Here is a 26,107-nt window from a genome sequence, read left to right on the forward strand (position 1 = left end):
AATACCTATAAAAAATAAAAGAACGTCTTTTTTCGGCGTATAAGCGAAAATGCAAAATAAAAACCACCCATGAAGGGTGGTTTTATTAAGTTAAAAATTATAAAAATGATTAATAAGTTCTAACTGGGGTAATTAATTGAACAAATTCAATATCTTTCTTGTCTGGATTAATGATAAATGGACGAAGTGGCTTAGTAAAACTCATAATAACAGAATCGGTTACTGAAGCTCTAAGCGCATCACGCATATAATCTGGATTAAATGAAATTTCTAAGTTATTTCCTTCGAGATTTCTAAAGCTGACATCTTCTTCTACATTACCAATTTCAGCTGATTTACCAGATAGCTTAGCAGTTTGCTTTTCAGTATCCAAAGTTAAGGTTACGACATTGTTTCTTCCAGCATGAGTTAATAAACTCGCACGTTCAAGGGCGCTAGATAACTCTGGAATGTCAAATTCAATACTGGTAGTTTTTTCAGTTGGAATTAAACGATCAGTATCTGGATAATTACCGTCTAATAGACGTGAGTAAAATGCAAGATTACCAATAACAAATAGGGCTTGGCTATCCCCTGGGCAGACTTTTACTTCTGGATCAGTTTCACCAATAATTCTTGCTAGTTCTTGTAAGCTCTTACCAGGAATAATCAGATCAGTTTCTGATTGAGGTCCGTTTTCTAAAGCAATAATTCTTTGTGATAAACGATGTGAATCGGTAGCAACTGCTTTAATACTATCTGGCTTAAAGAAGAAACGGACCCCCGTCAAAATAGCTCTTGTTTGATCATTAGAAGTGGCAAATTGGGTTTCATTAATAATTTCACGGAAAGTCTTACCTGAAATTGTAAATGAAGCAGAATCTGAAATTTCAGGTAATCGTGGATAATTATTTGCATCTAAACCGTTAATTGTGAATTCACTGTTTTCAGAAATAATTTGAGTTTGAAAACTTTCCTTCACTTCAAAAGAAAAGTCTTTACCAGGTAATTTTTTAATAATTTCACTAAAGAATCTAGCTGGTAAAACAATAGAACCTGTGGATTCAACATTTAAATCTTCGTTTACAGGAATCTTTATTTCAATAGAAATATCTGTATCACTACCTGTTAAGATCAATTCTTCGTTTGTTAACTCTAACTTAATACCACTGAGTATTGGAATAGTAGTTCTTGAGGAAATAGCACGCATAACATTGTTCAAGTTCTCTATAAACAGATTGCGATTAATGGTAAATTTCATTTTTGTCCTCCTAAAATAGTGTGACTTCTTTAATTATATTAATTATATATTTAATTAGTAGTAGTAGGGCCTGTGATTTCTGTTGAAAACTCATGAAAAGCTTGAAATAACGGAAATGTTGCGGTTAAAAACATGTGTAAAACTCTGTGTAGTTATTCACAGGGGATAAAAATGTGATTAATGTTCAAGCATTTGCTTTAAATCGAATACGGCAGTTTTTATATCAGCATCAGTTTTCATTTGCTTATCGATTTTATCATAGGCATGCATCACAGTAGTGTGATCTTTTCCACCGAATTCTTGTCCTATCTTTGGTAGACTTGCATCTGTTAATTCGCGTGAAAGGTACATAGCAATTTGGCGTGGAATCACAATTTGACGTACACGTTTTTTCCCTTTTAATTCGGCAGTTGAAGTTTGGAAATAATTTGCGACAACTTCTTGAATTTTAGGAATCTGTAATCCCCTATTTTTTTGGACTAATTTAAGATCTACTAATGCTTCACGGGCTAAATTGATATCAATATCAGCTTTTTCAATAGTCGCGTAGGCTTGCACTTTTACCAAAGCACCTTCGAGTTCGCGGATATTGGTATCTACTTGAGAAGCTATGTAATCAAGCGTGTCATCGTCAATAGTCAATCCTTCAGCTTCCGCTTTTCTGCGTAAGATTGCAATCCTTGTTTCGAGATCTGGTGGCGTAATCTCAACTTGAAGCCCCCAGGTAAAACGAGAAACTAATCTCTCTGATAAATCTGGAATTTCAGTTGGTAATCGGTCACTGGTCATGACTATTTGCTTTTGATCATTATATAAAGTTTCAAAAGTATGGAAGAATTCTTCTTGAATTCCTTCTTTTTTTGCAAAAAATTGAATGTCATCTACTAAAAGCAAGTCACACGTTCTATATTTTTCGCGAAACTTATCTTGAGTTTTATTTTTGATTGAATTAATAAAATCATTGACAAAAGTCTCACTTTGAATGTAGACCACTTTAGCATTAGGCCTTTCAACTAACATCTGATGACCAATTGCCTGCATCAAGTGGGTTTTCCCAAGACCTACACCACCAAAAATAAATAGTGGATTATAAAAACTACCAGGACTATCCGCTACAGCTAAAGCAGCACCAGCAGCTAATTTATTTCCTTCACCTTGAACAAAATTATCAAAAGTATATTTTTCGTTTAACTTTAAATCTTTAGCAAACTCTCTTTGTGGTGCACGCGTTGGTGTGGTTTGCAAATTATGTTGAGGTTCAGGCGTTACTATTCTTTCAGGTGTATCACTGTCTTCGGAGATTTGAAAGACAGGTAGAAGTTCAACACCAGCATAACCATATGCAGATTGAATTAGTTGCGAAGAAAGATTTTTTTCCCAATAACCTTTTGCAACTGGATTTTGAACTTGAATTTTTAATTCATGCGTTTTTTGGTTGTACGAGATAGGCTTAGTATTTTTAAACCATGCATTATAGGCAACCTCATTAAAACGAGCACGCATTTCATCGTTAAAATGTTGCCAAAATTTTTCAAAATTGAACAAAGTTAATATTCCCCCATTTGTAAAAAGCATATTTAGTTTAACATGATATTAGAAAGTTTTCCACAAGCGAAAAAATAATAAACAGTTTCAACAAGGCGTGGATAATTTGTGATGAGATATACACATTTTGACATGAGTACAAAATGACATATCAATTATGCACAAGCATGTTGTGAATTGCAAATGTTATTGTAGCAGTAAACCAATATGAAATCTATAGGCGTTATCCACATGGTGTGAATTAAGTTTTTAACATGGTGTGAGTTGTGGAAAATGATGGGAATTAATTTGTGGATTTTTACTTGTGGAAAAAATGACTTAGATTTTATCCACACAAAATTTTGATGTAAGTGAAAAATATAATCCAGTATACATAGTCTTTTTTTATAATAAATACTTGGTTTTTATTGCTATTCGTGCTATCCTTAATAAGAAATTGTGCAGTTAGCACAGATATTTATGGAGGTGCAGTTTAAATGACAACTAAAAGAACTTACCAACCTAAGAAGCGTCACCGTTCACGTGTTCACGGTTTTATGAAGCGTATGAGCACATCAAATGGCCGTAAGGTTTTAGCAAGACGCCGTGCAAAGGGTAGAAAAGTCTTATCTGCTTAAACCACTGAATCCCAGTGGTTTTTTTAGTCTACTAGAGTGGAATGAAACGTTTTGAGAAAGTCTTATCGAGTAAAATCTGAAAAAGATTTCCAGCAAGTTTTCGAATCAGGCGACTCCGTCGCTAACCGTGCCTTTGTCATCTATACAGTAGAAAAGACAGAGAATAAACACTTTCGGGTGGGAATCTCTGTAGGTAAGAAGGTCGGTCATACCGCTGTCGCACGTAATCGACTCAAGCGTTATATTCGGGCCGTGATTGATGAAGAAAAATTGCGGATTAATCCACATGTTGATTTTTTAATCATTACGCGACCTTATGCTCGCGATTTTAATATGATCAAGGTACGCAAAAACTTGCTACATGCATTAGCTTTGGCTCATATTATTGAAGAAGTGCCAGATGAAGTTGAGGAAAATTAGATTGAAGGACATTCTGACTAAGAGAAATGTCAAACGTCTTCTTGCTGTCCTTGCCGTAATTACACTTGCAGTTGTATTGACTGGGTGTGCATCGCAGGGGGCAAACGGTCAAGTGACTCCAGTATCACATACAAGTGGTAACTGGTGGGACCGCTGGATTGTCTACTATATGTCAGCTTTCATTTTGTGGTTAGCTAAGTTAATGGGCAATAGTTACGGATGGGCTATCATTGTCTTTACCATTATTGTCCGTGTCATCTTGTTACCTTTGAATGCTATTTCGATTCGAAGCACAACAAAGATGCAAAGTATTCAACCACAAATAAATGAATTGCGTAAGAAATATCCAGGACGTGACACTGAATCAAGGACATTATTACAACAAGAAACTAATAAGCTTTACAAAGAAGCAGGTGTAAATCCATATACAGGATGTTTACCTGTTATAATTCAGTTACCTGTTATGTATGCTTTGTATGGTGCTATTTTACGTACACCACAGTTACAAACTGGACGCTTTTTATGGATGGACTTAAGTAAGCCGGATCCATATTACATAATGCCAATTTTGGCTATGGTCTTTACTTTCTTGTCAACATATATTAGTCAGTTATCAACACCTAAGTCGTCACAAAATGGTATGACTAAAGTGATGATGTACGGAATGTCTATCATGGTGGGTGTAATGGCCCTGAACTTCCAATCAGCCATTACATTGTACTGGGTTATTTCTAACTTGTTCCAAGCAGTTCAGACATTTATCTTGCAAAATCCTATTAAATATAGAAAAGAGCAAGAGGCTAAAAACGAGGCTGAGCGTGAACGCAAACGTAAGCTTAGAAAAACTTACAAGCGTTTAGGACGCAAAAATAAATAAAAGAATATCAATCTAAAAATGATTTTTAGATAAAGTAGTCAAAGTGCTTTATCCATCATGCTTATTCGTGGTGGAATAATGCACTTTTTTTATTGAGAAAAGGGAAAAATTATGGCTCAGGTTTTAACAGAATTTGATACAATTGCAGCAATTTCGACTCCTATTGGTGAGGGTGGAATCTCCATTGTTCGAATGTCCGGTGAAGACGCGATTAAAATTGCTAATGAAGTTTTTAAGGGTGCGGATTTGGCCCAAGTGCCAACACATACGATTCATTACGGTCATATTATTGATCCTGATACTGGAAAAACTATTGATGAATCAATGGTAACAGTATTGCGCGCGCCTAAGACTTTTACCTGTGAAGATATTGTGGAAATCAACTGTCATGGTGGTATTGTGGTTACTAACCATATTTTGCAGCTTCTTTTGAAACATGGTGCACGAATGGCCGATCCAGGCGAATTTACTAAAAGAGCATTTGTTAATGGAAGAATTGACTTAACTCAAGCAGAAAGTGTAATGGACATTGTTCGCGCTAAGACTGATAAAGCACGTCAAGTTGCAGTAAGCCAGCTTGAAGGTGGACTTTTGCACAAGATACGCACAATGCGTCAAGAAATCTTAGATACGCTTGCTAATGTTGAAGTTAACATTGATTATCCAGAATATGATGCAGATACAGTTACTGCCAATCAAATGGCTGATACAGCTAAATCAGTAATTGAAAAAATAGATCGCTTATTAAAGACAGCTCAAGAGGGAAAAATTTTACGCAATGGCTTAGCAACAGCTATTGTAGGTCAGCCTAATGTAGGAAAATCATCATTATTAAACTATTTGACACAAAGTGATAAAGCAATCGTAACTGATGTGGCAGGTACAACTCGAGATACACTAGAAGAATATGTATCTGTAAAAGGAGTACCACTGGAATTAATTGATACGGCAGGTATTCACCATACCGATGATAAAGTTGAAAAGATTGGTGTGGAAAGATCTAAGAAAGCTCTAGAAAGAGCTGATCTTGTTCTCTTGTTGATAGATGCAAGTAAAGAATTAACAGCTGAGGATAAGTCACTGATTAATGAAACCGATTCCAAAAAACGAATTATTATTTTGAACAAGTCCGACTTAGGTCAAAAAATAACTGTTGAACAAATGAAAAAATTAACAGGTAGCGAAGTTATTTCCACTTCAATTTTGAAAGAAGATAATATGGATGAACTTGAAGAATTAATTAATAAGTTATTCTTTGCAGGGATTGAAAATTCTAATGATCAAGTAATGGTTACTAATCAACGACAAACTTCACTTTTGCACAAGGCAAAAAGTGAATTGGAAGATGTTATTCAAGCTGTGGATGATGGAATACCTGTGGATATCGCTCAGATTGATTTCACTGGCGCGTGGGATACATTAGGAGAAATTACGGGTGAAAGTGCACCGGATGAGTTAATAACACAATTATTTAGTCAATTCTGTTTAGGAAAGTAGGATAGGGGAATAATGATTAAGACATATGATTCAAACGAATATGATGTAATTGTTGTGGGAGCTGGTCATGCTGGATGTGAAGCTGCTCTTGCAAGTGCACATATGGGTCAAAAGACACTATTGGTAACTATTGGACTTGATATGGTTGCTTTTATGCCATGTAATCCATCAGTTGGTGGTCCTGCAAAAGGTACTGTTGTAAGAGAAATCGACGCTTTAGGTGGACAAATGGGTAAAAATATCGATGCTACTTACATTCAGATGAGAATGCTAAATACTGGTAAGGGACCTGCTGTACGTGCTCTTCGTGCTCAAGCTGATAAGTGGCAGTATCATGAATACATGAAGGATACTATTGAAAATACTCCTAATTTGACTTTGCGTCAGGCAATTGTAGATGAATTGGTAGTTGAAGATGGCGTCTGCAAGGGAGTTATTACTAATACTGGTGCAAAGTATCATGCTAAAAGTGTTGTTTTAACTACCGGTACTGCTGCTAGAGGAAAAATTATCATCGGTGAACTTATGTATTCATCAGGTCCCAATAACACTACTCCATCAATTAAGTTGTCAGAAAACTTGGAAAAATTAGGTTTTAAGCTTCGTCGTTTTAAAACTGGTACCCCTCCACGTGTTAATGGTAATACAATTGATTATTCTAAGACTGAAGAGGAACCTGGGGATAAAGTTCCACGTCATTTCTCTTATGAGAGTAAAGATGAAAATTATCTACAAAATCAAATTTCATGTTGGATGACATATACTAATCCTGTAACTCATGAAGTGATTAGAGACAATTTAGATCGTGCACCTATGTTCACTGGAGTAATTAAAGGAGTAGGTCCACGTTATTGTCCTTCAATTGAAGATAAAGTTGTAAGATTTGCTGATAAAGATCGACACCAAATTTTCCTTGAACCAGAAGGTAAAACAACTAAGGAAGTTTATGTGGGAGACTTCTCTACTTCTATGCCAGAAGAAGTACAACTTAAGATGGTTCATTCAGTTGCTGGTCTTGAACATGCAGAAATGATGCGTCCTGGATATGCAATTGAATACGATGTTGTGGAACCATGGCAATTGAAGCATACCTTGGAAACTAAGAATGTTAAGCACTTATTTACTGCTGGCCAGATGAATGGTACTTCTGGATATGAAGAAGCTGCAGGTCAAGGTTTAATTGCAGGAATTAATGCTGCTTTGTCAGCACAAGGTAAGTCAGGTTTTACTTTAGGTAGAAATGATGCTTATATTGGCGTTTTAATTGATGATTTGGTAACAAAAGGTACTAATGAACCATATCGTTTGCTTACTAGTCGTGCTGAGTATCGTTTAATTTTACGTCATGATAATGCCGATTTACGTTTAACTGAATATGGTCATAAGCTTGGTTTGATTTCTGATGATCGCTATCAAGCGTTTGAAGAAAAAAAGCAAGCTATTAAGGATACTCAAGCAAGATTGCACGAAATTACTGTTCATGTTACAGACGAAGTACAAGATTTCTTGAAGAGTATTGGTCAAGAACCAATGAAAGCCGGTGTTAAGGCAGATGTCTTTCTTCGTCGTCCACATGTAACTATTAACGATATTGAACGGCTTACTGGTCAAAAAATTGATGGTGACCGTTACGTTAAGGAACAAGTTGAAATTGGCATCAAATATGCAGGTTATATTAAGAAAGAAGAAACTCGTATTGCTCGCTTAAAGCGTCAAGAAGCTAAAAAGATTCCTGCAGATATCGACTACAATATGATTGAAGGCTTGGCTACAGAAGCACGTCAAAAGTTTGAAAAAATTCGTCCTGAAACTTTAGCACAAGCTGAACGTATTTCGGGTGTTAATCCAGCGGACTTAGCAATTTTGAGTGTTTATATTCAAAATGGTCGCTACTCTAGAGTAAATAAATAAAAAGTAGAAGCACAGATTGAACAATCTGTGCTTTTTACATGCTCGAAAAAATAACTAAGTATTGTACGGGAAATAATTTGAAAAATAATTAAAAAAGTTTTTATTAACTTTTTTCTATAAATAAGCCAATTAATATATATAAATGTGTGATTTTAGTATAATAATGTTCATAAGATCACAATGGAGAACGCTGACATCTAGCTTTTAATAAGTAATAATTTATATAACTTTGTGAAATGATTATTTTTGAAAAAGCGGTTTCATTAGCATGATAACAATAAAGATAGCGTTTTGAAAATGTGAAAAATGTGTTTATAATACATTATAAGAGAATTGAAGTTAAGGAGATGTACTTTATATGACTAAAATTAATGGTTCTGACGCAATGCTTAAAGTTATTTACGACTGGGGAATAGATCATATTTATGGTTTTCCAGGTGGATCTTTTGATTCAAGCATGAATGCTATTTATGACTTTAGAGATAAAATGAAATTTATCGAGGTCCGCCACGAAGAAGCAGGTGCACTTGCTGCTTCTTCGGAATACAAAGTAACTGGTAAACTGGGTGTATGTTTCGGCTCAGCAGGTCCTGGTGCTGCTCACTTATTTAATGGCTTATATGATGCAAAATATGATAAAACACCAATGCTTGCTATCGTTGCTAATGTACCTACTAGCAAACAAGATATTGACTTTTTCCAAGCATTTGACGAAGATAAATGGTTCTTGGATGCAAGTGTATGGTGTGCTTCAGCAAAGACACCAGAACTTATTCCTGTATTGACTGATGAAGCTATTCGCCAAGCATATGCAAGAAAGGGTCCAGCAGTTTTGATCATTCCTAAGGATTACGGATGGCAAAAGATTGAAGATAACTTCCGTGTAAGTAAGAAGGCACAACCAAAGCCTAACTATCCAGCTCCAACTGAAACTTCAGTCGAAGAGGCTGTAAAGCTTTTAAAGGAAGCAAAGAATCCTACTATGTACATCGGCGCAGGTGCTAAAGATGCTGGTGAAGAAGTTAAGGAATTTGCGGAAAAATTCAAAACTCCTATTATGTCATCATACCTAGGTAAAGGCGTGGTTGAAGATAAGTTCCCAGCTTACATTGGTACTATTGGTCGTATTGGCCCTAAGGCAGCACAAGAAGTTCAAACAGCAACTGACCTGGTTGTTTGGGTAGGTAATAACTCACCATTTTCAGGCTTGTGGTTCCCTAAGGATGCTAAGGTTATCCAAATCGATGTTGACCCAGGTAAATTTGGTAAGCGTCATTCAACTGATGTTTCAATGCTTGCGGATTCTAAGAAAGCTCTTCGTGCTCTTATTGAAGAAGGGGAAGAAAGAAGCGAATCACCACTTTATAAAGCAGCTATTGCAGACCGCGAGAACTGGGATGCATGGGAAGATAGCTTTAAGAATTCTGATGAAATGCCAGTTCGTCCAGAACCTATATGGGATGTTATCAACAAGAAAGCTGATGACAATGCGATTTTTGCAATTGATGTAGGTAATGTAAATGTTGATTCATGTCGTCTTTTGAATTTACATGATGATCAAAAGTGGACTACTTCTGGTCTTCACGCAACTATGGGTTATGGTGCCCCAGCTGCTCTTATGGCTGCTACAGTATATCCAGACCGTGAAGTTTGGAACTTAGCCGGTGATGGCGGCTTTGCCATGATGAATCAAGAGCTTTTGACTATGTCACGTTACAATATGCATGTTTTAAATGTGGTATTTACTAACGAAACTTTAGGTTATATCGAGGCTGAGCAAGTTGATGAATCTCACCAGCCTTTGTCAGGCGTTATTATTCCTGATAATAATTGGGCAAAAGTGGCAGAAGGTATGAACGTTAAGGGCGTTGTTGTACGTACTAAAGAAGAATTTGAAAAAGCAGTAGATGAATTCAAGCAAATGGATGGTCCAATGCTTATCGATATTAAGTACACTCACAAGATGCCATATTCAACTGAATTGAATTCACTTGATGATCCAGCATTTGTTAAGAAATATGAAGCTGAAGATTTGAAGCCGTTTAGTTACTTTGCAGAAAAGTATGGCTTGGAAGCTGATGCCGCAACGGGTGCATCTCAACATGAAGGAGAGCCAGTAGAAGATACAACTCCTGATACAGTTTCAGGTGCATCTCAACACTAATTAAGTTTAGATAATAATAAAAAATCGAGACAATATGTCCCGATTTTTTTATTGTCTGAAAATATTTCCTGGGAAAATGTTTGTGAAACACTCGTGGGTAATAACAAAATAGTTATTAACTATGCCGAAAATTAAAACTTTTCATTTCGCTTTTTTCTATACTAAAACGTATAATAATAATTGATGAATTTTGATTAAATGGAGGACGTTAAAGATATGCAACAATTCGGCGTTATCGGTTTGTCCGTTATGGGCAAGAATCTTGCTTTAAACGTTAGAAATCATGGTTTTTCAGTTTCAGGTTATTCAATTGATAAACCTGAAGTTGATGCCTTGGCAAAATATGAAGATGACAAATTAAAGCCTTGTTATACATTGGAAGAATTTGTTAACTCACTTGAAAAGCCACGTAAAATTTTGATCCAAATTATGGCTGGTGATCCAGTTGATCAAACTTTACATAAATTACTCCCTCTTTTGGATAAAGGCGATATTGTTATCGATGGTGGTAATTCAAACTATCACGATACTAATCGTCGTTACCATGAAATGGAAAAACATGGTATTCATTTCATCGGTATGGGTGTTTCTGGTGGAGAAGAAGGTGCCTTAAATGGCCCAGCACTGATGCCAGGTGGGGATGAAGAAGCATATAAAGAAGTTGCTCCAATTCTTGAAGCTATTGCTGCTAAAAATAAAGATGGTAAGCCATGTGTAAGCTACATGGGCCCTGAAGGTGCAGGTCACTATGTAAAGATGGTCCACAATGGTATTGAATATGCCATCATGCAAGAATTTTCAGAAGTTTACAGCTTGCTTCGTGATGTTGCTCATAAGAGTAATGGTGAAATGTCAGAAATCTTTGATAAGTGGAATCACAGCGTAGTAGAAGCATATTTAAGTGAAATCACTTCAAAGGTTTTGAAGCAAGAAGATGATCTTACTCCAGATCATATAATTGATCACATTTTAAACGTTGCTTCATATAAGGGTACTGGTAACTGGACTCTTGAAGATGGTGTAGCTCTTGGTGCACCAGTCACTGTTATTGCTGAAGCAGTTATGGCACGTTTCATGAGTAAGCAAACTCATTTGGCACTTAAGAGTGGTATTAAGCCAACTGAATTTAAATATGATGGTGAAATTCCTGACGATTTAGTTGATGAATTTGGTAAAACTTTGCAATTAGCACAAGCTGTTGCATATGCTCAAGGTTTCCAAGAATTAACTATGGCTGCTAAAGCTTATGATTGGGATCTTAGATATAAGTCAATTGCTCAAGGTTGGGAAGCAGGTTGTATTATTCGTTCTGCAATGCTTAAGGATATTGAAGATGCTTACGCAGATGGCAAAGAACTCACCAACTTATTTGAAGATGGCTACTTTAGAAAGCTAATGGAAGACAATCTTCCAGCATTAAGAAAATCAGTTGAATTTGCTACTAAGGCAGGCGTTCCAACTCCAACTTTAAGTGCAGCACTCAACTACTTAGAATCAATTTTTAATCCAAAATTGCCAGCTAACATGATCCAAGGTCAACGTGACTACTTCGGTGCTCATACTTACCAAAGAAATGATCGTGAAGGTGTATATCATACTGAATGGTATGAAGAAAAATAAGGTTTCATGTGAAACTAAGAAAGTCAGTTAGATTAATTCTAGCTGGCTTTTTGTTGTACAATAAAAACGACATATTTTTTGAGGAGAGAAACGCATGAAGGATGAAGGAAATAAAACAAATATAAGGCTACTTTTACAGGCCATAATTGTGGGGATTTGTACCGGTATAGTAGTGGGAATATTTAGATTTGGTATTGAAAAAACATCGGATTTTTGGCTTCATTTATTTGAACTAGCACATCAAAATCCAGTCTGGTTTATTGCTATAATTGTTGGATTTATTATGATAGCGGTAATCGCCGGCTACTTTGTTAAACAATATCCACATGTTGGTGGATCTGGTATTCCAGAAGTTAAATTACAGTTACAAGGAAAATTATCACTACACTGGTTTCCAATTTTATGGAGAAAATTAATTGGTGGTATTTTAGTTATTGGAACTGGGTTGTTTTTAGGGCCAGAAGGGCCATCACTTCAATTGGGTTCATCAATTGGACAAGGTGTAGGACAAGGCTTTAAGCAGAATAAATTAAATTCACGTGTTTTATTAGCTACAGGAGCTTCAAGCGGTTTATCTGCAGCCTTTGGTGCTCCACTTAGTGGATCCTTGTTTGTACTTGAAGAAGTCTTTCATAATTTCTCTCCAATAGTTTGGATGAATGCATTAGCTGGTGCGATTGCTTCTAATTTTGTTGTATCGAATTTGTTTGGTCTTCATCATGCACTAGCAATTCCATATAATCATTCGTTTCCAATAAATTTGTATTGGCATTTGTTGATTTTAGGTATCATATTAGGCTTGCTAGGACATCTTTATAAAGTGGGATTATTTGGAGTAAAAAAATTATATGCCCAAATCACCTTTTTACCTAAATGGCTATATGGAATTATTCCCTTGGCAATATTAATTCCGATTGCATATTATTGGCCATTAATTACTGGACCAGGTAATCGTTTAATTTTAAGTTTGCCGCACATGATTACTAAAACCGGATGGGGATTAATTGGACTTTTAACATTTTATTATGTACTGCGAATTGTATTTTCAATTGTATCCTATGATTCTGGCTTACCAAGTGGTATTTTCTTGCCAATTTTAACAATGGGTGCTTTAATTGGTGCTACTTATGGTTTATTTATGGCGCAGCTTGGTTTACTACCACAAAAGTTGGTGGTAAATTTGATTATTTTCTCCATGGCTGGCTATTTTGCCGCAATTATTAGAGCACCGTTTACTGCAATTATTTTAATTACCGAAATGGTAGGCTCATTACTTCATTTGATGCCATTAGCAGTAGTAGCGTTTATTGCATTACTTGTAGACGAGCTTTTAGGTGGCAAGCCTATTTATGGCCTTTTAGCAGCTGCTATGGATACAAATAGTGATCATAAGACTGATTATACTGGGGTGGCTGATCAAATGGTTCTACCGGTGTATGAAAGCAGTAAGCTGGTAGACAAAAAGGTGGCTGATATTAAATGGCCAGAAGATACTAGAATTAGAACAATCCGTCGTGACAATGATGAGATCATTCCAACCGGAAAGACGATTATTCGGGGTGGAGACATGCTTATTTTAGAATTTGATTCAAGCCAACGTGGTAGAGTTTATAGCGAGATGAAGAAACTACAAGGAGTTGAGCTTGACGGATAAACGAAACAATAGAAGAGAGGGATATATTTGAATAATTTGGTACAGATCACTCTTAATGCGGACCAGGAACAATATAATATTGGGGATGATGAAAGCATTACTTTTATCGATGCCAGTTCATACTATATTGGAAAAATAATTGCGAAAAAGCATGGTTGGCTAACATTGGAGTCCGTGGATCAAGATGGTAATCTGGGTGGAATTGTTTTTATTAAAGAAGATCAGATTGCCAAAATTGAGAATGAAACGCCAATGCTTCATTATTTTGCAATTACTAATATAAAAGATCCGTTCCACATGAAACAATCAAATCAATCTGTATTAAATTGGGATTTTACTAACCTTTATGATCTCTTGGTTAACATTACGGATGCACGTCCGTTTATTACCGTTGAAGTAAATAATGGTACAACCTATACCGGTGTAATTACTCAACTGGATAAAAATGAAGTGAGAATTTTAGAACGTAATGGTAATATGTTAGATCAATATCCAACCGTTATTCCGCTTAAAGATATTGTATGTCTTGATGCAAATAGTATTGATAATTATCTTTTTTTACAATATTTAAAACGTAAGGGAAATTACAACAATAAGTTAGAATTAGTAGAAATTTATTTTAATTATACGTTCGACGATCAATTTGGTAATTTTGCTATTGGTAAGATTCTTAAATACGATGAAGAAAACTTGATTCTTGAGAGTTTGAATGAACTTGGACAAGTAGAATCGATTGCCGTTATTTCACGAAAACATATCTCACATATAACTGAAGAGTCCGATCGACTAAATTATTTTAATTACTTAATTAAATGGCAAAAAAAGAATAATAGCTTTGATCCAGATTATTTAGAACACTCAATTAATTTAAGTGGAGAAATCAAATCTCCAGCTGAAATAATTGAGGAGTGGCCACATGATCGAGTAATTAAAATTTGTGATTCAATCTATCATTATCCAGATCGATTAGGCTTAGTGGTTGATCGTAATACTGAAAGCTTTGATTTGAGAATTTTGACCGAATATAATTTAGGCGATATAAGTGATCATGAGTATGATGATTTAATTAGCGTTGATCTCGCTGGTAGCGATATGATTAAAATGCAACGTTTTATCGAATATGACGGTTAAATAATTTGTCAGATATTCAAGAATTTTTATATAATTTAGGAAACGAAAGGAAGATGTTCTATGGGATTAACATTTGACAACCCTAACAATTTACAAAAGATGCTTGATCGTTTTGCAACCGTTCCAGATCCAAAAAAAACACCAAAGCATAAGGATCCGGAAGAATTGCTAAATAAAGATTCAAAGGATAAAAAGAAAAAAGATAAGTAAATAAAAAAGCAGATTGTAAGTGCAATCTGCTTTTTCTCTAGAAATTTAAGGGGTTAAAAGATATGAAGAAACATTCACCAATTGGCTGTATTAGTAAGGCGGGTTTATTTTCAAAGTTACCACATAAAATGCTTGAAAAAATAGCTCCGATTTCTACACATCAAGAATATTTTGAAAAAGGTAGCTTTATCCGTCAGCCGGGCGATGGTAAGAATGGAATGATGTTCGTAGACAAAGGTAGTGCTAAAATCTATAATTTAAATCGTGATGGTAAAGAAACTGTCTTAGGAGTTTTGAATAAAGGTGACTATGATGGACAACAGAATTTATTTCAAGATGATAGTCATGAGAATTTTATTCAAGCTTTGCAGGATACTTATATTTGTTCCATTAGTCGCGCTGACTTTCAAAGGCTGCTTAAGGATACACCAGATTTAACTTTAAACTTGCTTAATAACTTTGGTGAGAAATTAGTAGCAATAGAAACTAATTCAGTTCGCAGAAATTCAATGAATGCTAAAGATCGTTTAATGGATTATTTAGTTGAACAAAGTCAAAAGAATGGAGCGACTAAATTTACTTTACCTTTGAAAAAGAAAGATTTAGCGAGTTATTTGGGAACAAGCCCTGAGACTTTAAGTAGGCAGTTAAAATCATTGGAAAAAGAAGGAAAAATAAAAGTCAATCGTCGAGAAATCACCATTGTTAAGGACTAGTAACTGGAGAAAAATATGAGTGATAACCGTATGAATTATAGTATTGATAAGCAAATGCAGTTCCCATTAGTTGATATTGAGCTTGAACCGGGTGAAAAGGTATTTATTCAACGTGGAAGCATGGTTTATCATTCAACTAGTATCAAGTTAAATACTAAAGTAAATGGAACAGGTTCAGGAATCGGTAAATTGATTCGTGCAGTTGGACGTTCAATCACCTCAGGAGAGAGCTTTTGGATCACTGAAGCACAAGCAAGCCGAACTACGGGCAAGTTGGCAATTGCACCGGCTTTACCAGGTGAAGTTTTACCATTAAAACTTGGAAAAGAGCAATATCGCATTAATGATGGGAAATTTTTAGCTATGGACGGCTCTGCCAGCTATTCTATGAAGAAACAATCGGTTGGTAGAGCAATCTTTTCAGGAACTGGCGGCTTTTTTGTAATGACTACTAGCGGTGAAGGAACAGTATTATGTAACGCATATGGTTCAATTAAGAAAATTACACTAAATAATGATGAAATTACCATTGATAATAATCATGTAGTTGCCTGGTCAACAGGGCTTGATTATGATATTCATTTTGATAATGGCTTTATTCAATCGATTGGAACCGGCGAGGGGATTGTTAATACTTTCAAAGGTAGTGGTGAAGTGTATATTCAAAGCCTTAATTTAGAAACTTTTGCCGGCATTTTGGATGAATTAATTCCTGGTAATGAAAAATAATTTAGCTAAAAAATTGCGTTGAAGCGTAATATAGAGCTGCAAAAATAATATTTATTACGGCAAGAGATCCAATGATACTGCATTGCATCTTTTTAGTAATTACTAAATAAGCAATGAATTCACGAATAAAGGCGTTTAAAGTGAAGTACCATTTTGTTTTTGCGCCGTAGCCAATACATTGTAAACCTTGCCGTTTTGCCAAAACAAGCGCTCTATAAACGTGATATGAATTAGTAACGATACAAAATGTGCTGTTAGGTTTCATTAATTGGTGAGAAAATTTAAGATTTTGGTTAGTTGTCTTAGATCGATCTTCGATAATAATATCGGATTTAGGTACACCATGTTCTTCTGCATAAGCAGCCATAGCATGACTTTCAGGAATTTCTTCATCAGGTCCTTGACCACCCGACATAATTAATTTAGAATCAGGATTTTTATGATAAATTTCAATTCCGCGATTAATTCTACTGGCTAATAATGGTGTGACTTTTTTACCAAGTAATCCTGCGCCTAAAACAACAATGTAGTTTAGTTTCTTAGTGTTAATGTTAATAAGGTTTAACCAAGAAGTTAGAGTATACATTACCATGATGAAGATTATGTAGAAAATACTCATTGATAAAAAGAGATAGATAAATCTAAACCATGGTGCAGAAGTGGAGCGGCCTAAAACAGGATATGCAAAAATTAGTAGAATAATAGCTATTCCTGTTCCTAGCGATAAAAAGTTAGTCCATTTAGTACCTTCTTTGATCAAAATTTTAATACCGTTATAGAGGAAAATAATAATCAAAAGAAATACGAATACTAAAATAAATAATGCTACACCTACAGAGGCCAAAAGTAATAAATTAGCAATTATTTGGTGTTGCTGAGGAAATTGAGCCTCGATGATAATAAGAGCATCAATGGCCAAAAAAGCTAGAAACATTAAAGTAGAGGTCAAAGTAAGGCCGGCCCACATTGAGCGTCGTTCGTGTGTTAAGACAAAAATAAAAATTCCAAGGTTAATAAGAAAAATAGCTAAAAGCCAGTAAAATATGGATAACAATTAAAAACTCCTTTATTTTTTACTTAATTATACGGAGTTTATAAAATATTTAAAAGAAAAAGCAAAAAAGCATCGAAAGGTGCTTTTTTGCTTAATCTAGACCGGCAATTCGGACTTTATTTAAAAGAAGTGAACTCGTTACAACTGAAACTGAACTGAAGGCCATTGCAAGTCCCGCTAATTCAGGGCTTAAACTTAATCCGAAGATTACGAATAGACCTGCGGCAATAGGGATGCCGATAGTGTTGTAAATGAGAGCCCAGAAGAGGTTTAATTTAATTCTATTGAAAGTCTTCTTGGCAATGTCTAGAGCTCTCACAACACCCATTAAGTCGTTTTGAACGAGGACAATACCACCAGATTCAATAGCGATATCTGTACCTGAACCCATCGCAATACCAACATTTGCAGTAGATAATGCAGGGGCATCGTTGATACCGTCACCTACGAAGGCAACCTTATTACCTTCATTTTGTAATTTCTCAATTTCAGCAGCTTTTTCAGTTGGTAAAACTCCAGCAATAACTTGATCGATACCGACTTCTTTACCGATAGCTTCAGCTACATTTTGATTATCACCGGTGAGCATAACGGTTTTAAGGCCACGTTTCTTAAGTTCGGCAATAGCAGCTTTAGAACTAGGTTTAGGCACATCTTGAATAGCGACTAAACCGATTACTTTTTTATCCAAACCAACATAAACTACAGTTTTAGCTTCTTTTTGTAATTTAATGGCTTGATCTTTCATTTCCTGGGAAATAGAAATATCTTCTAGCAACTTATCACTACCTACAAAGGCAGTCTTTCCATTGTAGCTTGCTCTAACGCCTTTACCTTCAATTGCGGCAAAGCTAGTTACTTTAGCTAAGGCAATTTTATCTTCTTTAGCCTTTTTAACAATGGCGGTAGCAAGTGGGTGTTCAGAGTTTTCTTCAAGGCTAGCTGCAATAGCTAATACTTTGTCTTTGTCGCCAACAATATCAGTTACTTGTGGCTTACCAACTGTAATAGTACCAGTTTTGTCAAAAACAACTGTGTTGATGTCGCTAACCTCCTCAAGAACTTCACCGTTTTTGATTAATACACCCATCTTAGCACTACGTGCAGTTCCAACCATTAATGCAGTTGGAGTTGCGAGACCCAAGGCACATGGACAAGCAATAACAACTACAGAAACTGCAAATAGTAATGCAGTAACTAATGGAGCGTTTAAGAATACGTACCAAACCACGAATGTGATAATCGCAATGATTAAAACAGCAGGTACGAAAATGTTAGAAATTTTGTCAGTCAAGTTTTGAATAGGGGCGTGACTAGTTTGTGCTTTTTTAACCAAATCAACGATTTGTGAAAGCATGGTATCACTACCAACTTTAGTTGCTTTAAAAGTGAAGGTACCGTTAGTGTTGATGGTTGAACCTACAACGTTATCGCCTTTTTTCTTAGTTACTGGCATACTTTCGCCGGTAACCATAGATTCATCAATAGTAGTTGATCCGTCTACGATAACACCATCAACTGGAATTTTTTCACCAGGCTTAACACGGATGATATCGCCCACTTTAACTTGATCAAGGGGAACTTTAACGAATTCACCGTTGCGTTCAACTTCGGCATCCTTAGCTTGTAAGTCAATTAACTTAGCTAAAGCGTTAGAAGCGTTATTATGCATCTTTTCTTCCATGGCATCCCCAAGAAGTACAAAGACAGTAACGAATGCCGCACTTTCAAAGTAAACTTCTCGATTAGTGAACATGGCGAAGATACTGTAAAAGTATGCTACAGAAGTACCTACAGCAACTAGTGTATTCATATTAGCGTTATGATTTTTAAAGGCTGCCCAAGCACTGCTCCAATAAGGAGCAGCCGAAATAGCCATGATAATAGTGGTTGTTACAAATGCAATCCAGTTGTAACCAGGCATCATCCAATGAAATGGCATAGCAAGCATTTGGATAAGCATCGGGATTGATAAAATAAATGAAATCCAAAACCGCTTAATATTGGATAGTTTCATTATTTAACGACGACCTTTCCATGAAACATGTCCATACCACAAGCATAGTTGTAAGTACCAGGCTTATCGGTAGGAATATCAATAGTAACGTCTTTTTTACCATCTAATTTTTCATCAAAATTCAAGTCTCTTGAAACAACTTCGTTCATACATCCCATATTATCCGATGGGATGAATTTTAATTGAGCAGGCTTACCCACCTTAAAAGTGACGGTATCTGGTTTGTAACCGTGATTATCTGCATTAACAACAACTTTTTTAGTTTGATTCTTTGAAAAAATACTCATTATTTTACAACAACCTTTCCATGAAACATATCCATACCACAAGCGAAGTTATAAGTACCTTTCTTGTCAGTTGGAATATCGATAGTAGTAACTTTTTGCTTGGTTAGATCCTTATCAACGCCAAGCTGTTCGAAAACAACATGAGATAAACAAGCAGTTGAATCTTTCATATCAAAATTAATTTTTGCTGGAACGCCTTGTTTAAGAACAACAGTTGAAGGAGAGTACCCACCTTTAACAACGATATTTGCTTCTTGTATCCCTTGATTAACATTAGCATTTTCTACAGATTCTTCATGTTTACCGAAGAACCACCAGAGAATAAAGCCAATCAATAGAATAGCGACTATTAATGTAATAATTTGTGAAATATTCATTCTTTCCTCCTAGCAGAAGTGCTTTTCATCTGGCAAGCAGTTACACGGAACTTTGGCAGGAGCGTTTTTTTCTTTTTCAGAGATTTTCTGCTTCATTTTTTCTAAATCATTTTTTGAAATAGAAGAATCGGCTAAAAGTTGTAATAATACTTCACCTTTATGCATGTCACACATACGATTAAGTAGCTCTTGTGCAGTTTCCGCCATCACTTGGGTCTGATTGATCTTAGCGGTATAAACGAAGTGTCTGCCTTCTTTTTTAGTACTCAGTAGGTTCTTTTGAACCAAACGACGTAATAAAGTTTTAATTGTTGATTCGGACCAATCTTTTTTAGCTTGCAGTTCATGAATTATCTGGGTTGAACTCACAGGCTCAAGTGTCCAAATGATTCGCATGACTTCCCACTCACTGTCGGAAATTGTGCTTTCTTTTTCTTGAAGTTTAACCATTTCTTCCTCCTATCGTTTACAAATGTAACTATACAACTAATATTTACATTTGTAAACCCTAAAACACTAAAAAAAGAAAGACATATGTCTTTCTTAAGATAATTAATTGAAGTAAACGTTCTTGAAATCGTATGGAACGCCTGTTGGATTAAAGGATACATTCTTAACATCAGTTTTAAGAAGTTGTGGGTGAGCTACTTGAACTAATGGAATAGTACCTTGATCTCTCATTAAGATCTTTTCTGCAGCAACTAATCTGCTCCAACGTTTAACAGGACTATTACCATAAACGTTTTCGGATTGATCTAGTAATTTGTTAAATTGATTATTGTTCCAACCGTTATTAAGGTAGCTTGATCCTTTTTGGAAAACATCTAGGAAGTTAATTGGGTCACCAAAAACAGCCTGCCAATTCTTGATTGTGATTTCGTAGTTTCCTGTAGTTTGACGAGAAATCAATTGAGTAAATGGAATGTTTTGTACTGAAATATTTACGTTAGGCAAACGATCCAGTTGACTTTGTAAGAATTCGGCAGTTTGTTTTGAAGAATCGTCATCACTTGCCAACAAAGTAACTTTAATGGATTTGATGCCAGTTTCCTTATAGCCTTGTTGGAGCAATGATTTAGCCTTATTTAAGTCATAACTTACGCCACTTTTTACGTAAGCGTCATTTTCAAATTGAGCACCGGTTTTTGGATTTGTACCCATGCCTGATGGAACGAAGCCCTTAGCTGGAATAGAGCCATCTTTTAAGATGTTGTTTGCTAATTGTTGACGGTTGATTGCATATGAGAATGCTTGTCTAATTTTAAGATCTTTGAATGCCTTAACTTTGTTTTGATTTAATTCAAGACGACGAATAGCTGAGGAAAGTCTAGCGTGGTAGCCAGCCTTATTCTTGTTGGCAGCTACTTGTTGACCTGTTAAGCCTGTTTCGTCAGCTTTTCCAGCTTGGAAGAGGTTATAACTGGTGGTTGTTGATTCACTGACTTGTTCGTTGACTCTGTCTAATTTAACGTTCTTAGCATCCCAGTAATTCTTATTTTTGGCTAAAGTCCAAGTTTTATTGTTTCCTGTCCACTTAGTTAAAGTGAATGGACCAGAAGAAACAGTGTATTTAGCTTGAGTACCATAAAGTTTGCCATACTTTTGAACAACTTTTTGATCTTGAGGGAAGAATAATGGCCATGCAAGCAAATTCTTAAAGTAACTTAATGGACGAGTAAGTTCTATGTGTAAATGATATTTAGAAGGTGCAGTTACGCCAAGAGTAGATGGTTTCTTTTTGCCACTGTTGATTGCTTGGGCATTCTTAATTTGATAGAGGTAAAAGGCCATTTGTGATTTGGTAGCTGGTGTAACGGTTCTTTGATATGAATAAACAAAATCTTTTGCAGTAAGGGGATCGCCATTTGACCACTTGGCATTTTTACGTAAGACGAAATCGTAAACTCTGCCGCCTTTGGATGTTTTAACAGATTTGGCTAAAGAAAGTCTTGGCTTATTGTTTTTATCTAAACGATAAAGACCATCACCAGTGTTCAATAAGGCTTGGAAACTAGTAGTATCAGTGGCTAAAGATGGATCTTGAGTTGATAATTGGGTGGTTTCTGACCAATTTAAAACTTGCTTTTTCTTTTGAGAGGCTGATTGATTGCCACAAGCTGCAAGAGCCAATGCTGAAACGATAATTGTGCTTGTTGCTAAAATCTTCTTTGATATTCTCATTGCTAAACTCCTTTGCATAGACGAAAATTAAGCAATGAAAAAGAAAAAAACGCCTTACTAGATCATATCGATCTAATAGGGCGTTTATCACGCGGTACCACCTATTCTTCATGGAAGTTCCACCTTGGTTCATGTACGGTCAAAAAGACGATACACTACCGCGATAGAGGGCGGACCCTGAATCTGCTAAATATCGCAGGTTCATGCTCGAAGGCCATTTTCAAAGATAATATATAGTCATTTCCTTCCACCAATATGGAAACTCTCTGTGGACGATATTATCAATTACTTTTCTTGTCATTGCTTAATTTGTTTTTAATGTTGCTATCATAATATATCCTAGGAAATAATTTGTCAACAAAAAATTAACGATTAAAAAGACTAACGATCAACAGTACTATGATAATCCAAATTACATCAAGCAAATAAATCAAGATTTTGGTCCACATTTTCTGATAGAGTTGGCCAGTTTGAAATAGAAGATACAGGGTAAATCCAGCAAGAATGACGACCATTGTAGTTCCTAATGAGTTGTGGATGTTGAAGTAAAAATAGATACCTGTAATAGCTGAGAAAATAAGGGTACCCATGATCCATAATGCTTTCTTATCTTTCATAAAACCTCCATAAAAATATCCGCTTCCCAATCGAAGCGGATATAGTTTCTTCTATAAGTTAGTAACCAGGAAGAAGATGACGAATACCGCAAACAGGATGTACATCATTGGAGTAACTTCCTTGGCACGCTTTGAAGCGATCATAGTGATAGGATAGGCAATTAAACCTAAAGCCAAACCATCTGAAATACTGTAAGTTAACGGCATACCTACAACCGTCAAAAATGCTGGGAAAGCAATTTCAAACTTATCCCAATCAATCTTTCTTAAGTTGCTTGCCATAAGCACACCAACAATAATCAATGCTGGGGCTGTTACAGTGGTTGGAATAACGGAAAGAAGTGGACTAAAAATCATGCTGATAATGAAGAAAATACCAACAAAGATAGCAGTTAAACCAGTTCTACCGCCCATTGCGATACCAGCACTTGATTCTACTGAAGTACCAAGTGGAGCAGTACCAAGGACTGCTCCTTCAACCATGGCAGTTGAGTCGGCTAAGAATGCACGACCAATTCGTGGGATCTTACCATCTTTATCAACCATACCGGCTTGTTCAGTCATCCCAATCAAAGTACCAGCAGTATCAAAGAATGTAACAAGTAAGAAGGTTAAAACAACCATCCAAAGTTGTGCCGTATTGATGTCTTTTAAGTGAAAAACGGCTTGTCCAAAAGTTGGTGTAATGCTTGGTGCGCCCGCAATGATGCCATGTGGCAATGGAATTTGACCGATAATCATGCCAAAAATAGCGGTAATGATCATGCCCACAAAAATTGAGCCAGGTACGTTTAAACACATTAAAATAACTGTTAAAACTAAACCGAATAAAGTAATCCAAACAGCAGGATTACTGAATTTACCTAGAGTAACTAAAGTTGAGTCACTGTTAACAATTAACTGACCATTTTTTAAGCCGATGAATGCAATGAATAAACCAATACCAGCTGAAATTGCATACTTCATATCTTGTGGAATCGCATTGACCACCATTTCACGCAATTTAAAAACGGTAATTAAAATGAACAAGATTGATGCAACCAGAACGGCAGCTAATGCTGTTTCCCAGGAAATGTGCATCCCCACGCATACGTTGTATGCGAAGAAAGCACCACTACCTAGAGTTGGAGCTAAGGCAATAGGGTAGTTTGCAATAAAGCCCATCAGGAAACAACCAATTGCTGTAGCGATGGCCGTTACAGTGAAGGCTGCACCTTTAGGAATACCAGCTGCGTGTAAAATATTAGGGTTAACAAATAGGATGTAGGAGAGGCTGACAAACGTAGTTAATGCGGCAATTAATTCGCGTTTAACGTTAGTGTTAGCTTCTTCTAAATGAAAGACTTTATTTAAAAAATCCATTGCGCCTCCAAAATAAAAACAAAAAGAAAAAAGACATAGCTTACCCAAAGTCATGGGTAAAAGATGTCCTTAATAAAATTATGACGTCTGATACCTATAGTCCTGAATTTATGGCTCAGGGTAGATACTGTCGACCTTATTTCGACGATATATAGATAACTTGATTGTTAAGTATTTTAGCAGAAATACGTGGCCTACGCAAATTTCCTGGGAAACAAAAAGCAAGCAGCCGGAACTGCTTGTTTTAAAAATTATTTACTTAAAATATGCTCTTGTATAATCAACTTCACCAACGGAGTGCCATAATACACCCTTTAAGTTGCTTCTTACTAAGTGACTTTCGGTCATGTTGTATAAAGGTGCTACTGCAGTATCTTTAGTTAACTGACTTTGAGCATTTCTCATATTTTGCCAGTATTGTTTGACATCTGCGGCGCTCTTGCTTTTAGCGGCACTGATGTAATTATCGTAAGCCTTACTACTATACTTACCGTAATTTTGAGCATTATTGGTTTGAAGGATATCAAAATCACTCATTGGGTCAGCATAATCAGCAAGCCATAAACTAAAGTGCATGTCAAAGTTGCCTTTACTTACATTATCTTGGGTATTTTTAGCAGGAACAGCGTGTACTTCAACATCTGCACCTTTTAATTTGGATTCAACTTGTGATTGAACAAATTGGGCAATATTCTTATTGATAGTTTGATCATCTGTATAGTAAGTTAAAGTGACAGATTTCTTTCCTTCTTCTTTTAAGCCTTCTTGCCATAATTTTTGTGCTTTTTTGACATTATAATTTTCACTTGGCTTCATTTCAGTTGCAAAATCTTTGCCAGTGGTTGGATCTTTAACTAAAGTTGGTGCAACAAATGTATATGCAGGTTCTGAACCATCGGCAAGTACTTTTTCAGCTAAGTGTTTTTTGTCTAATACTAAAGATAGAGCCTCACGTAATTTAGAATTTGAAAATACACGTCCTTGACGTTGATTTAGTTGTAAATAGTAGACTCCGGCACGTTTAAGATGCATTAAATTTTTATCTTTTTGCAAGCCTTGAGCCGTGGTTCCTGTAATAGTTGCGTCATCAAGATTTCCTTGTTGGAAAAGTTGATGTGCAGTGTTTGCATCTTTTACAACTTGCATTTTCATTTTCTTTAAATGAATATTTTTTTATCGTAATAATATTTATTTGGGTCCAAGTCCCATGACAAATTGCTACCTGTCCAACCATCAACCTTGAATGGTCCATTGTAGTACATCTTATTAGAAGCAGAACCATAGCTTTTGCCAAATTTAGTTAAAGCAGCTTTGCTTTGTGGGAAGAATGCTGGCAGCACCATCATTCTAGTAAAGTATGGCATTGGATATTCTAGGTCAACTTGAAGAGTGCGATTGTTTAAAGCTTTGACCCCTAGATCTTTTGCTGGCAACTTACCTGCAGTGACTTTGGTGGCATTCTTTACACCAGTGAAGATATAAGAATAACCTGATTGAGAGCTAGGACTGACAGATCTACGCCATGAATTAACAAAATCTTCCGCAGTTACAGGATCTCCATTAGACCATTTAGCATTTTTTCTTAAGGTGAAGGTATATCTTTTACCGTGATCTGTTGGCTTAACTAATTTTGTGGCCATTGCTGGAGAAGGATTACCTTCTTTATCGGCACGATAAAGTCCTTCCATAGAATTTTCTAGGACATTCCATTGACTAATATTAGCTTGATTAGAAGTATCTAAAGATAAGATTTCTCCTGTTTGCATTAAATGTAAAGTTTGATCTTTTTTATTAGCAGAAGCGTTGTTATTTCCACAAGCAGCGGTAGCTAAAGAAGCTAAGACGACGGAAGCGGATAATAGTAATTTGTTTAATTTCATA

General features: G+C 35.9%; 22 protein-coding genes, 1 pseudogene and 1 riboswitch. Of the genes and pseudogenes, 12 read left to right on the forward strand and 11 right to left on the reverse strand.

Going from position 1 to position 26,107, the window contains the following annotated elements:
• Positions 1-109 precede the first annotated feature (109 nt).
• Together dnaN and dnaA are read right to left on the reverse strand one after the other, a co-directional pair.
• A complete protein-coding gene (gene dnaN / locus SO785_RS08705; RefSeq protein ID WP_003549381.1) occupies positions 110-1,240 on the reverse strand; it encodes a DNA polymerase III subunit beta in 1,131 nt (376 codons plus the stop codon).
• 177 nt (positions 1,241-1,417) lie between these two features.
• Entirely contained in the window at positions 1,418-2,785 is a 1,368-nt protein-coding gene (gene dnaA, locus SO785_RS08710; protein WP_011253999.1) for a chromosomal replication initiator protein DnaA, read from the reverse strand.
• A gap of 476 nt (positions 2,786-3,261) precedes the next feature.
• On the opposite strand from dnaA, the gene rpmH reads away from it, so the two are divergent.
• The 12 genes from rpmH to SO785_RS08770 all read left to right on the forward strand — a co-directional run bounded on the left by rpmH (position 3,262) and on the right by SO785_RS08770 (position 16,331).
• Entirely contained in the window at positions 3,262-3,402 is a 141-nt protein-coding gene (rpmH, locus tag SO785_RS08715; RefSeq protein ID WP_003549412.1) for a 50S ribosomal protein L34, read from the forward strand.
• 51 nt (positions 3,403-3,453) lie between these two features.
• Positions 3,454-3,822 carry a ribonuclease P protein component gene (rnpA, locus tag SO785_RS08720; RefSeq protein WP_003549413.1) on the forward strand — a complete coding sequence of 123 codons (369 nt, stop codon included), beginning with the start codon at positions 3,454-3,456 and terminating at the stop codon, positions 3,820-3,822.
• 1 nt (position 3,823) lies between these two features.
• Entirely contained in the window at positions 3,824-4,699 is an 876-nt protein-coding gene (locus tag SO785_RS08725) for a YidC/Oxa1 family membrane protein insertase (RefSeq protein WP_011254638.1), read from the forward strand.
• A 111-nt stretch (positions 4,700-4,810) separates the two neighbouring features.
• Positions 4,811-6,196 (forward strand): tRNA uridine-5-carboxymethylaminomethyl(34) synthesis GTPase MnmE, encoded by a 1,386-nt coding sequence (gene mnmE, locus SO785_RS08730; protein ID WP_003549418.1) that lies wholly within the window; start codon positions 4,811-4,813, stop codon positions 6,194-6,196.
• A gap of 12 nt (positions 6,197-6,208) precedes the next feature.
• Positions 6,209-8,107 carry a tRNA uridine-5-carboxymethylaminomethyl(34) synthesis enzyme MnmG gene (mnmG, locus tag SO785_RS08735; RefSeq protein ID WP_003549419.1) on the forward strand — a complete coding sequence of 633 codons (1,899 nt, stop codon included), beginning with the start codon at positions 6,209-6,211 and terminating at the stop codon, positions 8,105-8,107.
• Positions 8,108-8,465: 358 nt separating this feature from the next.
• Positions 8,466-10,271: a pyruvate oxidase gene (gene spxB, locus SO785_RS08740; RefSeq protein WP_011254637.1), complete on the forward strand. Its 1,806-nt coding sequence runs from the start codon at positions 8,466-8,468 to the stop codon at positions 10,269-10,271.
• A gap of 216 nt (positions 10,272-10,487) precedes the next feature.
• A complete protein-coding gene (gene gndA, locus SO785_RS08745) occupies positions 10,488-11,891 on the forward strand; it encodes an NADP-dependent phosphogluconate dehydrogenase (protein WP_011254636.1) in 1,404 nt (467 codons plus the stop codon).
• Positions 11,892-11,985: 94 nt separating this feature from the next.
• The gene (locus SO785_RS08750) at positions 11,986-13,545 is read left to right on the forward strand and encodes a ClC family H(+)/Cl(-) exchange transporter (protein WP_003549425.1); all 1,560 of its coding nucleotides are present in this window, start codon (positions 11,986-11,988) and stop codon (positions 13,543-13,545) included.
• A gap of 27 nt (positions 13,546-13,572) precedes the next feature.
• Positions 13,573-14,676, forward strand: coding sequence for a hypothetical protein (locus tag SO785_RS08755; protein WP_011254635.1), 1,104 nt, complete (start codon positions 13,573-13,575; stop codon positions 14,674-14,676).
• 60 nt (positions 14,677-14,736) lie between these two features.
• On the forward strand, positions 14,737-14,886 hold the full coding sequence (locus SO785_RS08760) for an SPJ_0845 family protein (RefSeq protein ID WP_003549428.1): 150 nt from the start codon (positions 14,737-14,739) through the stop codon (positions 14,884-14,886).
• Between the two features lie 62 nt (positions 14,887-14,948).
• On the forward strand, positions 14,949-15,602 hold the full coding sequence (locus tag SO785_RS08765; protein WP_003549430.1) for a Crp/Fnr family transcriptional regulator: 654 nt from the start codon (positions 14,949-14,951) through the stop codon (positions 15,600-15,602).
• A gap of 15 nt (positions 15,603-15,617) precedes the next feature.
• On the forward strand, positions 15,618-16,331 hold the full coding sequence (locus SO785_RS08770; protein ID WP_003549433.1) for a TIGR00266 family protein: 714 nt from the start codon (positions 15,618-15,620) through the stop codon (positions 16,329-16,331).
• 1 nt (position 16,332) lies between these two features.
• On the opposite strand, the gene SO785_RS08775 is transcribed toward SO785_RS08770, so the two are convergent.
• The 9 genes and pseudogenes from SO785_RS08775 to SO785_RS08815 all read right to left on the reverse strand — a co-directional run bounded on the left by SO785_RS08775 (position 16,333) and on the right by SO785_RS08815 (position 26,106).
• A complete protein-coding gene (locus SO785_RS08775; protein WP_003549434.1) occupies positions 16,333-17,385 on the reverse strand; it encodes an ElyC/SanA/YdcF family protein in 1,053 nt (350 codons plus the stop codon).
• A gap of 91 nt (positions 17,386-17,476) precedes the next feature.
• Positions 17,477-19,402 carry a copper-translocating P-type ATPase gene (locus tag SO785_RS08780; protein WP_003549436.1) on the reverse strand — a complete coding sequence of 642 codons (1,926 nt, stop codon included), beginning with the start codon at positions 19,400-19,402 and terminating at the stop codon, positions 17,477-17,479.
• Positions 19,402-19,689, reverse strand: a complete 288-nt coding sequence (locus SO785_RS08785) for a cupredoxin domain-containing protein (protein ID WP_003549438.1) — start codon at positions 19,687-19,689, stop codon at positions 19,402-19,404. Before SO785_RS08785 ends, SO785_RS08780 begins: the two co-directional genes overlap by 1 nt.
• Entirely contained in the window at positions 19,689-20,066 is a 378-nt protein-coding gene (locus SO785_RS08790) for a cupredoxin domain-containing protein (protein ID WP_003549440.1), read from the reverse strand. Before SO785_RS08790 ends, SO785_RS08785 begins: the two co-directional genes overlap by 1 nt.
• Positions 20,067-20,075: 9 nt before the next feature.
• On the reverse strand, positions 20,076-20,516 hold the full coding sequence (locus tag SO785_RS08795; RefSeq protein ID WP_003549441.1) for a CopY/TcrY family copper transport repressor: 441 nt from the start codon (positions 20,514-20,516) through the stop codon (positions 20,076-20,078).
• A 102-nt stretch (positions 20,517-20,618) separates the two neighbouring features.
• A complete protein-coding gene (locus SO785_RS08800; protein ID WP_011254634.1) occupies positions 20,619-22,247 on the reverse strand; it encodes a peptide ABC transporter substrate-binding protein in 1,629 nt (542 codons plus the stop codon).
• Between the two features lie 365 nt (positions 22,248-22,612).
• The gene (locus tag SO785_RS08805; protein ID WP_003549446.1) at positions 22,613-22,864 is read right to left on the reverse strand and encodes a hypothetical protein; all 252 of its coding nucleotides are present in this window, start codon (positions 22,862-22,864) and stop codon (positions 22,613-22,615) included.
• 51 nt (positions 22,865-22,915) lie between these two features.
• Positions 22,916-24,226 carry an NCS2 family permease gene (locus tag SO785_RS08810; protein ID WP_015613442.1) on the reverse strand — a complete coding sequence of 437 codons (1,311 nt, stop codon included), beginning with the start codon at positions 24,224-24,226 and terminating at the stop codon, positions 22,916-22,918.
• 77 nt (positions 24,227-24,303) lie between these two features.
• A riboswitch (purine riboswitch) is annotated at positions 24,304-24,401 on the reverse strand.
• 80 nt (positions 24,402-24,481) lie between these two features.
• Positions 24,482-26,106: pseudogene (locus SO785_RS08815) on the reverse strand (peptide ABC transporter substrate-binding protein).
• Position 26,107: the final 1 nt, after the last annotated feature.

It is taken from the genome of Lactobacillus acidophilus (assembly GCF_034298135.1).
GTDB classification, from domain to species: Bacteria; Bacillota; Bacilli; order Lactobacillales; family Lactobacillaceae; genus Lactobacillus; species Lactobacillus acidophilus.